Origin of the sequence: Flavobacterium sp. (assembly GCF_044369455.1) — a bacterium.
Lineage (GTDB): Bacteria > Bacteroidota > Bacteroidia > Flavobacteriales > Flavobacteriaceae > Flavobacterium.
Window position 1 is genome coordinate 19416 of record NZ_JBIPLW010000018.1, and the last position, 12493, is coordinate 31908.

Genomic DNA, 12493 nt, shown 5'->3' on the forward strand with positions numbered 1-12493 from the left:
GACACTTTAGGCTAACTAGTATTCTTACATTTGAAAAAATAAATCAAAAAGTATAACAAATAATCATAAAATACACTTAAAAGTGTATTTTTGTTTGCAAACAAATAATAAAGTGAATATATTTGCTCTAGAAATATGGGATGATGAAGGTGCAAAATGCACTTTTTATACCGTAAAATATGAAAATTTCGACACAAATGAAACTGATTTATTCTTTGAAAAATATGATGCTATGGCAGAATACAAAGAGGCAAATCAAGATTTATTATCATTTATTCTATTAGCTATAGGAAACGATCATGGAGCAATTGATGAATTATTCAACAGAGCAGAAAATGAAGTTAAAGGATTACCAGTTCAAGGTAAAGTCACAGTAGATGAAATAACGTATCATTATCCTGATTTTCCTTTAAGATTATACGCCTTAAAAATCACAAACAATATTGTTATGCTTTTCAATGGAGGTATCAAAGATGGCCCAACAAATCAAACTAGTTCATTATTTGTAGAATGGAGAGCAGCTTGCGAATTCGCTAAAAAAATTGAGATTGCACTTCGTGACGGCACTATTATTGTCGATGAAAAAAACAGAAAATTAAATAATTATGATGGTTCAGATGAAATCATCCTCTAACTAAATCCAAATTATGAGAAGTAAAGTAGCCCAAAGAATTCTTGCAGAAACACCAGAGGAAACAAAAATCTTCGCTAGGCTGTATGCTGATATAGTAGTTCGTGTAAACCAACTACTAAAAGAAAATAAGTTAAGTCAAAAAGATTTAGCTGATAAAATGGATAAAAGACCATCTGAAATTAACAAATGGCTTACTGGTGAACATAATTTAACCTTACGCTCTTTGGCAAAATTACATGCTGAACTGGGAGAGCCAATAATTAATGTACCTCAAAGGAAACCTATTGCTATAAGTGAAGGAACTACAGGATATGTAACAGTTTACAGAAATGTAAGTGTCAATACAACTGATGTAGAATATACAAATGCATGGAAAAAGTCAAAAACAAATAATAAAACACCATTAGCAAATGTCAGCTAATTTATTGCAACCTGATAAAATCGAAATTGTAGATTTCAAGATTATAAAAGGACAAATCAATAGTCCTTTCGATTTTGAAGAGGATAAAGTAAAAGGACATACATTCAATGTAAACTTTGAGTTGGGATTTAATATTCCTGACAAACTTATCAAAGCGGATTTTTCGGTAAATGTGGAAACAAAAAGTGAAAAAGAGGAGATAGAAGAAGCAATAGGAGCTTTCAGTTTTGTTTATGTTTTTCATGTTGGTAACATTGAAGAATTAACTAAATTAGAAAAAGACAATACTGTTACTTTGCATCCGGCTTTAGGCAATGCTTTGGCATCAATTACCTATTCAACATCAAGAGGAATCTTAATGACGCGTTTTCAAGGTACTGCATTAAGTAACTTTATACTACCAGTAATTAATCCAAATAAATTATTAGAGTAATAACATTTACCATTAAACTGATAAAATATAGTTTTCCCATATATATAAATATTTGGGACATTTTTTTTGTTGTATTTTGTAGTTTTATCTTTTAAATAGACACTCCTTCCTGGAAAAAACGGTCAAATTGACCACCACTTTCCAGTCCAAATTGACCATCGATTTCGGTGCAAATTGACCACCACTTTCCAGTCCAAAATGACCACCTAAATTTTAGGGTAAATTAGCCATTAAAAGCCATTACTTTTTTTCATGTTGTTAGCCCATACATTCGTATAAAAAATACGGATTATGGCAAATAAAGTAACAGACATGAGTAAGATTAGAAAAGTAATTAAATTTCACTGTAGTGGTAAGAGTAAGTTGTTTATTAGCAATTACTTATCGCTATCAAGAAACACTGTAAAGAAATATATTTCTTTATTTGAACTTCTAGGCTTAGGTTTTGAAGCTATTGATGCCAAAACAGATGCTGAACTTGAAGTTTTATTTTCACAGAATACTGTTGAAAGTATAGACCCTAAACTACAACGGCTTTATGATTTTTTTCCTCAAATGGAACGCGAACTCAAGAAAGTTGGTGTTACCGTCCAACTTATGTGGGAGAGATATATTGCTATACATCCTGATGGTTTTAAAAGTTCTCAATTTAGGCATCACTTTAAAATATGGAGTAAGCGCGTAAACCCCGTGATGCACATGAATCACAAGGCTGGTGATAAAATGTATGTGGATTATGCTGGAAAGACGCTCTCAATTATTGATAAAAACACAGCAGAGATTAAAGAAGTTCAGTTTTTTGTTGCCATATTAGGAGCAAGTCAACACACATATGCAGAGGCTTCTATGAGCCAACAAAAAGAAGATTTTGTAACTTCGGTAGAGAATGCTATACGGTTTTTTGAAGGCGTTCCAGCGGCAATTGTTCCAGATAATCTAAAGTCAGCCGTAATTAAAGTCAGCCGTTTTGAACCTACAATTAATGAAACCTTAGCCGATTTAGCAGAGCATTACGAAACTACAATACTACCTGCAAGAGCTTACAAACCAAGAGATAAATCCTTAGCAGAAGGAGCTGTAAAAATCTTATATCGAAGAATTTATGTGTATCTAAAACAAAAATAATTTTATAGTTTAGAGGAGTTAAACCAACAAATATGGGATTTATTAGATGCTCATAATCACAAAAAACTCACAGGAAGACCTTATTCTCGTTATGAATTATTTATAGAAGATGAGAAACAAAAACTACGTCCATTACCTCAAGAACGCTTTGAAATCAAGTACCAATCCTTTGCTACAGTAATGCAAAATGGTCATGCATTACTGAGTCAAGATAAGAGTTATTATAGTGTTCCGTATCAATATGTGAGAAAAAAAGTGAAATTTTTATACACTAAAACTTCGGTTGAAATCTTCTACAAATACAACCGAATCGCTATTCATCCAAGAAATTACAAACCTTATGATTACACCACTATTGCTGAACATTTAGCCAGTACACATCAGTTTGTAGCCGATTGGAGTGCTAGTCGGTTTATTAATTGGGCTAGTAGTATTGACCAGGGTGTGGCGGATTATATCATACAAATCATTGAAAGTAGAAATCATCCCGAACAAGCCTACAAAAGTTGTTTAGGCATATTAAACTTTGAGAAGAAAGTGGGCAAACAACGATTAATCAACGCTTGTAAACGCGCACTCGATTTTAGAATTTACAGTTTTAAAGCCATCCAAAACATTTTAGAAAACAACTTAGATAATGCCGACAATGAGCAAGAAGAAGAATTTGAATTACCCAACCACAACAACATTAGAGGGAAAAACTATTACAAATAAATTAAAACCAAACACTTATGAATGAAATCACCACGACCAAAATGAAACAAATGAAGCTTTATGGAATGCATAATGCTTTTAAAACCGCTATCGAAAGCGGAAAAACAGACCATTACACGCTAGACCAGTTTATCGCAATGCTTATTGATGCCGAATGGGATGAGAGACACAATCGCCGTATTGAACGAAGCATTAAAAACGCTCGATTCCATTACAAATCCAATATTGAAAACATCTATTTTGATGCTTCACGAAATCTCGATAGAAACATGGTATTACGATTAGCAGCATGCGATTTTGTTGAGAAAAATCACAATGTGTTAATCACAGGAAGTACGGGAGTAGGCAAAAGTTTTTTAGGAACTGCATTAGGTTATCAAGCATGTATTCAAGGATATAACGTTAGCTATTATAATACATCTAAGTTGTTCGCTAAGCTAAAAATGGCCAAAGCAGACGGTTCTTATCTTAGAGAATTAGCCAAAATAGAACGTCAGGATGTGATTATATTAGACGATTTTGGACTTCAAGCTTTAGATAGTCAAAACAGAATTACCCTTTTAGAAATAATCGAAGACAGACATAATAACGGCTCTATAATCGTAACTTCTCAAATACCAGTACAAGGTTGGTACGATATAATTGGAGAAAAAACCATAGCCGACGCTGTTTTAGACCGACTTATACATCAATCACATCGAATTGAATTACAAGGCGAATCTATGAGAAAGAAAAAAGGAATTAACAAAGAGCAATTTTAGTATATTTGAATAACAAATTAACACAAGAAAAAAAGTAGTTTTTAATGAAAAATTTAGGTGGTCATTTTGCTCCGAAATTAGGTGGTCAATTTGAATTGGAATTGGGTGGTCAATATCACTGGAATTTGCATGTTATCAGTCAATCATTAAATGAAAATTGAGATGAAACCGACAAACCAAAAAGCCATCTTACTGGAACGAATTATTGCTTTACAAAAGCAAAAGGAGCAAGATTTACTGATTTTAAAAGCACAATATTATACTACCATCGGCAGCTTTAGTCCTATAAATTTAATCAAAAAGTCCTTTCAAGAAGTCGTTTCAACCCCTCATTTAACGGCCAATATCCTTCAAGGTACTTTGGAAATGGGAACGCAGTATTTGTCAAAGACCTTCTTTAATTCTAATCGTATCAAAGTGCCTGGTTGGTTGGGAAAAATTGTTCAATTTGTGTTAAAAAGATAAATCAACCTACTATAATGACCTATTCCCCTTTTGCCAACAATCAACCGAAATCAATTTTCGGTTTTTTTATTTGAGGGTTTTGCCGTTGTTGTTTTGATGGGAATAAGTATGTTCATTTTGCCTTGATGCGTCCGAGTGATGTGGACGGAGTGTAAGGTAGAACGGTTGTTTGCAGTTGGCTTCTAGCTTACGCTCAGTTCGCCTTTGCTTTGCCAGTTCGCTTACGCTCGGGTGGCTCGGGTCGATACAATTTTTGTTTCATTACATTACACAAAAATCACTCGAAGTGACGGCTTTGGTAGCGAAGTGACGACATCTGCATACGTCAGACTAAACCTGACAGGTTTCTAAAACCTATCAGGTTTGAACTAACAAACACCATCGTATGCCAATACATATCAAAAGAGAATACGAAAAAGCATGGCTTGATGCCAAAAACACTACTTTGGATTTTGCTTACCCTAATTATAACCCACCATTAATAGGCTTTACTAAACCTGACAGGTTTGAAAATTAAGGTTTCCTCTGGCTAAACTCGGTACGCAGGGCTGAAAAATCATGCCTGATTCCCTGCAGTACATCCTTAACACTCATCACGCCTAAATCATCTTGTTCAAATTCCTTTGTGGCAATACTACACGCATAGCGCCATATCTCTAATACCTCTGAAGCATTAACTTCGTAGGGTTCGTAGATGGTGTTGTCCGATTTTGCTACAAGTGAATTATTCCCTTTCTTATCAAGTCGTTTATACACAATGCCATTTGTTTTGGTAACTAGAATATAAGTCTTGCCATCAACAACATCGCTAAGGCGTTCTATATATTCTCCCACTACAAACGAGCCTTCTTTATGCGGTGGCATAGAATCTCCGGTAACCGGAAAAGCCCTGTATTTTCCATTTCTTAAAAACGGCAAAGAAATATGCTGCAACGCCTCGATAAACTCTGGATCGCTGTAACCCGTAAGATAACCCGCCTGCGCTTTTTCAGACAAAATCTCAATCTTATTTTCCCCATTGCTGTCAACGGTTATAGGAAGCAAAATTCTGTTTTCCTCTAACTGTATCAAATTCTCATAAGGAACCCGCCGAATGTCAAAGGACAACAACAAATCAATACTTACATGGTAGTACCGGGAAATCTTTTGCAAACAATCTAAAGGAGGGTCTGTAAAAGCCTCATACTTTGCATAACGTTCCCGCGGAATCAATAATGCATCCGCTATTTTTTGCTGTGTCATACCGCTTTTGACACGCAGGTATCTAAGATTATCAGAAAATATAGACATATGTTAATGGTAATATAATTCACAACAAATATAATAAATTATGGTAATATGATTCTAATTTTGCAGCATATAATTTCACTTCAAATTTTAAAATAGTATGTCACGCGCTATCGTTCACATGGATTTAGACACGTTTTTCGTCTCTTGCGTAAGGTTAGAAAACCCGCAACTCAATGGTATTCCGCTGATTGTAGGCGGTGGCGAAAGAGGTGTTGTGACTTCCTGTTCGTATGAAGCACGATATTTTGGTGTTCGTTCTGCGATGCCGATACGAATGGCCATGCAGCTTTGTCCACAGGCAAAAATTGTAAAAGGCGACATGGAGTTGTTTTCCAAAAAATCACATGAAGTAACCCAAATTATTGAAGAGCATTCCCCTATAGTAGAAAAAGCAAGTATCGACGAATTCTACCTCGACATTACCGGTATGGATAAATTTTACGGCTGTTACAAATGGACAAACGAATTAATACAAACCATTACCAAAGAAACAGGATTACCCATAAGCTTTGCCTTATCGGTAAACAAAACAGTATCTAAGATTGCAACAGGCGAAGGAAAACCAAAAGGTAATCTCGAAATTCCGCAAAACAAGGTACAGCCCTTTTTGAATCCGTTATCAATTCGAAAAATTCCGATGGTGGGTGAAGTCACTTTTAATCTGCTTTCTCGATTAGGGATTAGGAACATTGAAAAATTATCCGAAACTCCGGCTGAGGTTTTGCAAAGTATGATTGGTAAAAACGGATTGGAATTATGGAAAAAAGCCAATGGCATAGATAACAATCCGGTAGAACCTTACACCGAAAGAAAATCCCTTTCTACAGAACACACCTACCTACAAGACACCATTGACATTAAAAAAGTAGCATCCTTGATATTAGGTATGGTTGAAAAGCTTTGTTATCAGGCACGATCAGAACAATGGTTAGTCTCTACACTTTCAGTAAAAATAAGATACGCCAATTTTGATACTGAGAATTTACAAAGAAAAGTAGCCTATACTTCCTGCGATCATATATTGGGAAAATTGGCATTGGAACTATTCAACAAATTATACAACCGCCGTATGCGCATTCGTTTGGTTGGAGTAACTTTTACTGGTTTAGTCCGGGGTACCTATCAGATTAATATGTTTGAAGACACCGAAGAAATGTTGGCATTGTATCAGGCATTAGATAAAATGAAAAAACGCTACGGCTTTCATGCCGTTGGCCGTGCAGATGCGATATTAAAAGTAACTCAAAACCAAGAAAAAGTTCTTAAAACACCTTTCCAAAGCGCAGCGGAGGAAACGCAAAAATAAATTCCGATTAGTCTGCCATAAGATTATGGCAGGCGGGCACCTGCATTTCGCAGATACCGTAAAATCAAAAACTGTTTGAGCAGGACCGAGCGTAAAGAAACAGTCTAGTAGACTGTTTTAGTGATGGAGCCAGGAGGCGCGCTGGCTTCTTTTGATTTAGGTATCAAGGAATAGCAGGTCGCCGAATAATCTAAGGCTTGACTTTTTGCTTCTTTTGCGTCAAGGCAAAAGAAGATATAAAAAAAACAATATGTACTTAAACTGCCACTCCTTCCATTCCCTCCGCTACGGCACTATTCCTTTACAGGATTTAGTAACACAAGCGGTTGATTATGGCGTTACAGCAATGGCATTAACCGATATCAATACCGTAACCGGTACTTATGATTTTATAAAAGCCTGTGCGGCAGTAAACATAAAACCACTGGTGGGTATCGACTTCCGCAATACCAGTAAACAATTATACATTGGTTTGGCAAAAAACAGAACCGGATTTGCAGAAATGAACCGTCTAGTAACGAAACACAATTTTGAAAACACACCACTTCCAGAAGCAGCACCTTATTTTGAAAACGTGTTTGTGATTTATCCGTTTGATAATGTCCCGGACGAATTGAAGGAACATGAATTTATTGGGATTACTGCGGAACAGTTACCAAAACTGTATAATTATGTTTGGAAAAGAAGGATTCCTAAAATGGTCGTGCTACAATCTGTTACGTATCGTACCAAAAAAGAACACAATCTTCATAAAATACTACGGGCAATTGACTTAAATAGTATTGGCTCAAAATTAGCAGCAACCGATTACTGCAAGGTAACTGAAGTCATGATTCCGATGGAAAATCTTATGGAAAAATTTAGTGCCTTTCCACAGATCATTCAAAACACCCAAACCATAATAGCCGAATGTAATTTCGAATACGATTTTTTTACTCCGAAAAATAAAAAGCACTACACATCAAACAAACACGATGATAGTGTGTTACTGACTAAACTCGCCTACGAAGGAATGATTCGCCGTTATGGTGCCCACAATGCAGAAGCCAAAGCAAGAGTTGAAAAAGAACTAAAAGTAATTAACGATTTAGAGTTCAGTGGCTACTTCCTTATTACTTGGGATATTGTGCAATACAGTATTCGTCGGGGATTTTTGCACATAGGTCGTGGTAGTGGCGCCAACAGTATCATTGCCTATTGTCTCGATATTACAAACATTTGTCCCTTAGAACTCGACTTGTATTTTGAACGCTTTTTAAATGTTAACCGAAAAACACCACCCGATTTTGATATCGATTGGTCTTGGCGCGAACGCGATACCATCTTAGAATATATTTTCAATAAATACGGTAGCGATCATGTGGCGTTTTGTGGCACCAATGTCGAATTTAAATACCGTTCCATCTTCCGTGAAGTCGGAAAGGTATTCGGTTTGCCCAAAGAAGAACTCGATGAATTGGCAAAAAACCCAATGCAAAAACACCACAAAAATGAAGTGGTTAAAATGGTTCAAGACTATGGCATGATGCTCGAAAAATATCCCAATCAGAGAAGTATGCACTCCTGTGGTATTATTATTTCAGAAGAACCGATAACCAATTTCACTGGATTGGAAATGCCACCAAAGGGCTTTCCCATAGTGCAGTTTGACATGCACGTTGCTGAAGATATTGGTTTTGATAAATTCGATATTCTTAGCCAGCGCGGCATTGGCCATATTGATGATACCGTAAAATTAATCAGAGAAAATCAAGGCATTGAAGTCGATATCCGAGATACTACCCTTTCCAAAAATGAACAAACCTGCAACGCGTTATTAAGCCAAGGAAAAACTATCGGCTGCTTCTATATTGAAAGTCCAGCCATGCGGGGTTTACTCCGAAGACTGAAATGTGATAATTACAAAATATTAGTAGCCGCTTCCTCCATAATCCGCCCAGGAGTAGCACAATCGGGAATGATGAAAGAGTATATTTTCCGGCACAATCATCCCGACCGTTTCGAATATTTTCATGAGGTGTTTAAAGAACAATTGGGTGAAACGTATGGCATTATGGTCTATCAAGAAGATGTAATCAAGATTGCTTTGCATTATGGCGGACTTCCCGCTGCCGATGGTGATATCCTGCGTCGAGCCATGAGTGGTAAAGGGCGCTCCAAAGCAGCATTGCAAAAAGTAAAAGACAACTTCTTTGCATCCTGTGCAAAAAAGGGACATCCCGAGCCGTTAAGCCAGGAAATTTACCGTCAGATAGAATCCTTTGCAGGCTACTCTTTTTGCAAGGCACACTCGGCATCCTATGCCGTTGAGAGTTATCAGAGCCTCTATCTAAAAACCTACTACCCTATCGAATTCATGACAGCGGTAATCAACAATTTCGGAGGGTTTTATCGTACTGAAGTGTATATTCACGAAGCCAAAATGTCGGGTGCGAAAATTCATAATCCTTGTGTTAATAAAAGTGACCATCAGACAAAGGTTTTCGGCAAGACTATCTACTTAGGTTTTCAGCATTTAAAAAGTTTAGAATCTAAGACCGCGGAACTACTAGTTACCGAACGCGAAGAAAATGGGACGTTTCTATCCTTAGAAGATTTTATCAACCGAATCCCCATTGGAATTGAAGCCCTACAAACGCTCATCTTCATTGGGGCCTTTCGTTTTACCGGCAAACCCAAAAATGAATTGCTGATCATAGCACGATTGATTTTAATCAATTTTAAACCCGAGAACCGCAATTTAATGCTGCTTCAGGAACCCGTCAAAGAATATAAATTACCTTTACTGGAGCGTTCCCCATTTGAAGATGCTTTTGATGAAATTGAACTGCTTGATTTTTCGGTATCGGTGACCCCTTTCAATTTATTGCAGACACGGTATAGAGGTGATGTGATGGCGAAGGATTTGACCCTACACCACAAAAAAACAGTCCGAATGTTGGCCTATTTAATTTCACGAAAACATGTTCCCACAAAACGAGGCGATATGTATTTTGGCACTTGGATCGATGCAGAAGGCGCGTTTTTTGATACGGCGCATTTTGCCGATTGCCTGCAACAGTATCCCTTTAAAGGTGGAGGATGTTATCTGTTATTAGGTCAGGTGGAAGTGGATTATCATTTTCCAACGATAACCATATCCAAAATGGAGAAGATGCCTTTCATTCCTGACCCTCGATATTCGGCTACAGATGAAAAGCGTTTTCAAACACAGCAACAAATACGAGAAGATGTTAGCATGACGCATCGCGCACCCTATCCGCAGGAACATGAAATCAATTTACCAAGACAAAAGATGATAAAAACACTATGATAAAAATAAAACGTCTTAGCACACTTTCCACAGTGCAACGTAGGAAAGTGCAAATACAATTCCGATTTTAAAGGCATCAAATAAAAAGCGTAAGAAGACAACGAAGAAGTGAAGTGGCAGCGCTCCACGAGTTGAGCCTGCAAGGCGAACGGCTTGGGGCGCGGAACGCAGCTTCGAGGTAGTTTTCAAGCTTTTAATTTGCGAGCCTTGACTTTTTGCTTCTTTTGCGTCAAGGCAAAAGAAGATAAATATACTAAATAATGAAAAAACTAGAATACGCCATCGTCGATATTGAAACCACTGGCGGCAATGCCACCCATAGCCGCATTACAGAAATAGCCATCATCATTCACGACGGCACCACCATCTTAGACCAATGGGAAAGTTTGGTTAATCCCGAAAAGGACATCCCACCCGCTATTTTTGCTTTAACCGGTATCGATAATGCCCTGGTACGTCACGCGCCTACTTTTGATTTTATTTCTGAAAAAGTATTGGCGATGCTCACCGACCGCGTGTTTGTCGCCCATAATGTCAATTTTGATTATTCGTTTGTGCGCCACGAACTCGAAAAAAGCGGATTTAAATGGACCGCCCGTAAACTCTGCACCGTGAGAGCCGCCCGAAAAATAAAACCTGGATTGGCTTCGTACAGTTTGGGGAATCTTTGTCGTGCTTTGGATATCCCGCTGGAGAATGCCCACCGCGCTGGTGGTGATGCCACCGCTACGGCAACACTATTTTCTAAATTAGTATCTTGGGATGATGAAGGTGTACTCTCCACAATGATTAAAAAGACGGCGCAGGATCAACGATTGCCTCCTAACCTACCGCCGCAGGATTTTGAGCAACTCCCTGAAAAGCCGGGTGTGTATTATTTTCATAATCAGGAAAAGAAAGTAGTGTATGTTGGTAAGGCCATCAACCTTAAAAAAAGGGTAGCTTCTCATTTTACTGGGCATAGCATTACGCCACAACGCCAAAATTTCCTAAGGGATATTCATGGTATTTCCTATGAAGTTGCCGCCACCGAATTTATGGCACTCCTACTGGAGTGTATTGAAATCCAAAAATTGTGGCCGATATACAACAGCGCCCTTAAGAAATTAGAACCTAAGTACGGACTGTACGAATACGAAGCCCGAAACGGCTATCGCTATTTGGCCCTTGGCAAACTTACAAAAGGACAGTCGCCCCTTGAAACCTTTACCTCCTTACATGATGGTATTAGCTGCTTGCGCAACCTATCGGAACAGTTTGCTATTGATCATCGCTTTTGTAATTATGGTCAAACTTCCGAAGGCCAATTGGAACCCCAAGTGAAATCGACCCCCTTTCCGGAGCCATCGCATCACAACCAAAAGATTGAAGAAGCACTATCCTATTTACTCAATGACCGACCCAGTTTTGCCATTGTGGATAAAGGGCGTACCGCCGACGAACGCAGTTGCGTTTGGGTAGAAAAGGGGCATTTTTATGGTATGGGATACATTTCCTCGGAGGTCAGTATCAACACCCCTTCTGAAATAAAGGATCATATGACACCGTATCGAAGTACGGCCTATATTATGCAGTTAATCACTTCGTATGCTGCCAATTACTCTAGAAATGTTCTTAAAATTAGTTGAATAGCGGTTCTAAACCTGACAGGTTTTAAAAACCTGTCAGGTTTGAGAGACAAAGCTACTCGATGTGCTTCGCCAGTCGCTTCGCTCGTGTGTCTTCGGCAGTCGGCTTCTAGCTTACGCTCAGTTCGCTTAAGCTCGGGTGGCTCGGGTCGATACTATTTTTAAAGATAAAAACTAGCGTTTTCATCTTTAAAAATCAAAAGAAGTGACGGATGTAAGGTCGAAGTGACGTGTATCGAGAATCTTTTTTATTGGTTGAACGGTATGCACTTCGACAAGCTCAGTGTGACAATGGTTGTTTGGATTGGCATTAGTTTATAAAGATTGCAATGGATTAGTTTAATGAATTAGTATAGCCAATTAGTAAAGCGGTGTCACACTGAGCCTGTCGAAGTGCCACTCA

The 12493-nt window shown here is 37.9% G+C and carries 12 protein-coding genes; 11 read left to right on the forward strand and 1 reads right to left on the reverse strand.

Annotation, left to right across the window (positions count from 1 at the left end):
• The first annotated feature begins 112 nt into the window (after window positions 1-112).
• The 8 genes from ACIQ2L_RS12745 (at window position 113) to ACIQ2L_RS12780 (ending at window position 5070) form a co-directional block, all read left to right on the forward strand.
• Window positions 113-634: a hypothetical protein gene (locus ACIQ2L_RS12745; protein ID WP_396159404.1), complete on the forward strand. Its 522-nt coding sequence runs from the start codon at window positions 113-115 to the stop codon at window positions 632-634.
• 13 nt (window positions 635-647) lie between these two features.
• Window positions 648-1055, forward strand: coding sequence for a helix-turn-helix domain-containing protein (locus ACIQ2L_RS12750; RefSeq protein WP_396159406.1), 408 nt, complete (start codon window positions 648-650; stop codon window positions 1053-1055).
• The gene (locus tag ACIQ2L_RS12755) at window positions 1045-1488 is read left to right on the forward strand and encodes a hypothetical protein (protein WP_396159408.1); all 444 of its coding nucleotides are present in this window, start codon (window positions 1045-1047) and stop codon (window positions 1486-1488) included. The genes ACIQ2L_RS12750 and ACIQ2L_RS12755 overlap by 11 nt, the downstream gene beginning before the upstream one ends.
• A gap of 291 nt (window positions 1489-1779) precedes the next feature.
• Window positions 1780-2613 carry an IS21 family transposase gene (istA, locus tag ACIQ2L_RS12760; RefSeq protein WP_396159410.1) on the forward strand — a complete coding sequence of 278 codons (834 nt, stop codon included), beginning with the start codon at window positions 1780-1782 and terminating at the stop codon, window positions 2611-2613.
• A 102-nt stretch (window positions 2614-2715) separates the two neighbouring features.
• Window positions 2716-3327: a Mu transposase domain-containing protein gene (locus tag ACIQ2L_RS12765; RefSeq protein WP_396159422.1), complete on the forward strand. Its 612-nt coding sequence runs from the start codon at window positions 2716-2718 to the stop codon at window positions 3325-3327.
• A 17-nt stretch (window positions 3328-3344) separates the two neighbouring features.
• Window positions 3345-4088, forward strand: a complete 744-nt coding sequence (gene istB / locus ACIQ2L_RS12770) for an IS21-like element helper ATPase IstB (protein ID WP_396159412.1) — start codon at window positions 3345-3347, stop codon at window positions 4086-4088.
• 150 nt (window positions 4089-4238) lie between these two features.
• Window positions 4239-4553 carry a hypothetical protein gene (locus ACIQ2L_RS12775; RefSeq protein WP_396159413.1) on the forward strand — a complete coding sequence of 105 codons (315 nt, stop codon included), beginning with the start codon at window positions 4239-4241 and terminating at the stop codon, window positions 4551-4553.
• Window positions 4554-4938: 385 nt separating this feature from the next.
• A complete protein-coding gene (locus ACIQ2L_RS12780) occupies window positions 4939-5070 on the forward strand; it encodes a hypothetical protein (RefSeq protein WP_396159414.1) in 132 nt (43 codons plus the stop codon).
• On the opposite strand, the gene ACIQ2L_RS12785 is transcribed toward ACIQ2L_RS12780, so the two are convergent.
• A complete protein-coding gene (locus ACIQ2L_RS12785) occupies window positions 5067-5843 on the reverse strand; it encodes an XRE family transcriptional regulator (RefSeq protein ID WP_396159416.1) in 777 nt (258 codons plus the stop codon). The genes ACIQ2L_RS12780 and ACIQ2L_RS12785 overlap by 4 nt on opposite strands.
• Before the next feature lie 97 nt (window positions 5844-5940).
• On the opposite strand from ACIQ2L_RS12785, the gene dinB reads away from it, so the two are divergent.
• The 3 genes from dinB to ACIQ2L_RS12800 all read left to right on the forward strand — a co-directional run bounded on the left by dinB (window position 5941) and on the right by ACIQ2L_RS12800 (window position 12090).
• A complete protein-coding gene (gene dinB / locus ACIQ2L_RS12790; RefSeq protein ID WP_396159418.1) occupies window positions 5941-7149 on the forward strand; it encodes a DNA polymerase IV in 1209 nt (402 codons plus the stop codon).
• A gap of 250 nt (window positions 7150-7399) precedes the next feature.
• Entirely contained in the window at window positions 7400-10462 is a 3063-nt protein-coding gene (locus tag ACIQ2L_RS12795) for a DNA polymerase III subunit alpha (protein WP_396159419.1), read from the forward strand.
• 260 nt (window positions 10463-10722) lie between these two features.
• Window positions 10723-12090: an exonuclease domain-containing protein gene (locus ACIQ2L_RS12800; protein WP_396159420.1), complete on the forward strand. Its 1368-nt coding sequence runs from the start codon at window positions 10723-10725 to the stop codon at window positions 12088-12090.
• Window positions 12091-12493: the final 403 nt, after the last annotated feature.

Coding starts and splice junctions, on each gene's coding strand:
- istA (WP_396159410.1), top strand. CDS start 1,780: ATGGCAAATAAAGTAACAGACATGAGTAAGATTAGAAAAGTAATTAAA.
- ACIQ2L_RS12780 (WP_396159414.1), top strand. CDS start 4,939: ATGCCAATACATATCAAAAGAGAATACGAAAAAGCATGGCTTGATGCC.
- ACIQ2L_RS12785 (WP_396159416.1), bottom strand. CDS start 5,843: ATGTCTATATTTTCTGATAATCTTAGATACCTGCGTGTCAAAAGCGGT.
- ACIQ2L_RS12800 (WP_396159420.1), top strand. CDS start 10,723: ATGAAAAAACTAGAATACGCCATCGTCGATATTGAAACCACTGGCGGC.
- ACIQ2L_RS12775 (WP_396159413.1), top strand. CDS start 4,239: ATGAAAATTGAGATGAAACCGACAAACCAAAAAGCCATCTTACTGGAA.
- ACIQ2L_RS12755 (WP_396159408.1), top strand. CDS start 1,045: ATGTCAGCTAATTTATTGCAACCTGATAAAATCGAAATTGTAGATTTC.
- ACIQ2L_RS12750 (WP_396159406.1), top strand. CDS start 648: ATGAGAAGTAAAGTAGCCCAAAGAATTCTTGCAGAAACACCAGAGGAA.
- istB (WP_396159412.1), top strand. CDS start 3,345: ATGAATGAAATCACCACGACCAAAATGAAACAAATGAAGCTTTATGGA.
- ACIQ2L_RS12795 (WP_396159419.1), top strand. CDS start 7,400: ATGTACTTAAACTGCCACTCCTTCCATTCCCTCCGCTACGGCACTATT.
- dinB (WP_396159418.1), top strand. CDS start 5,941: ATGTCACGCGCTATCGTTCACATGGATTTAGACACGTTTTTCGTCTCT.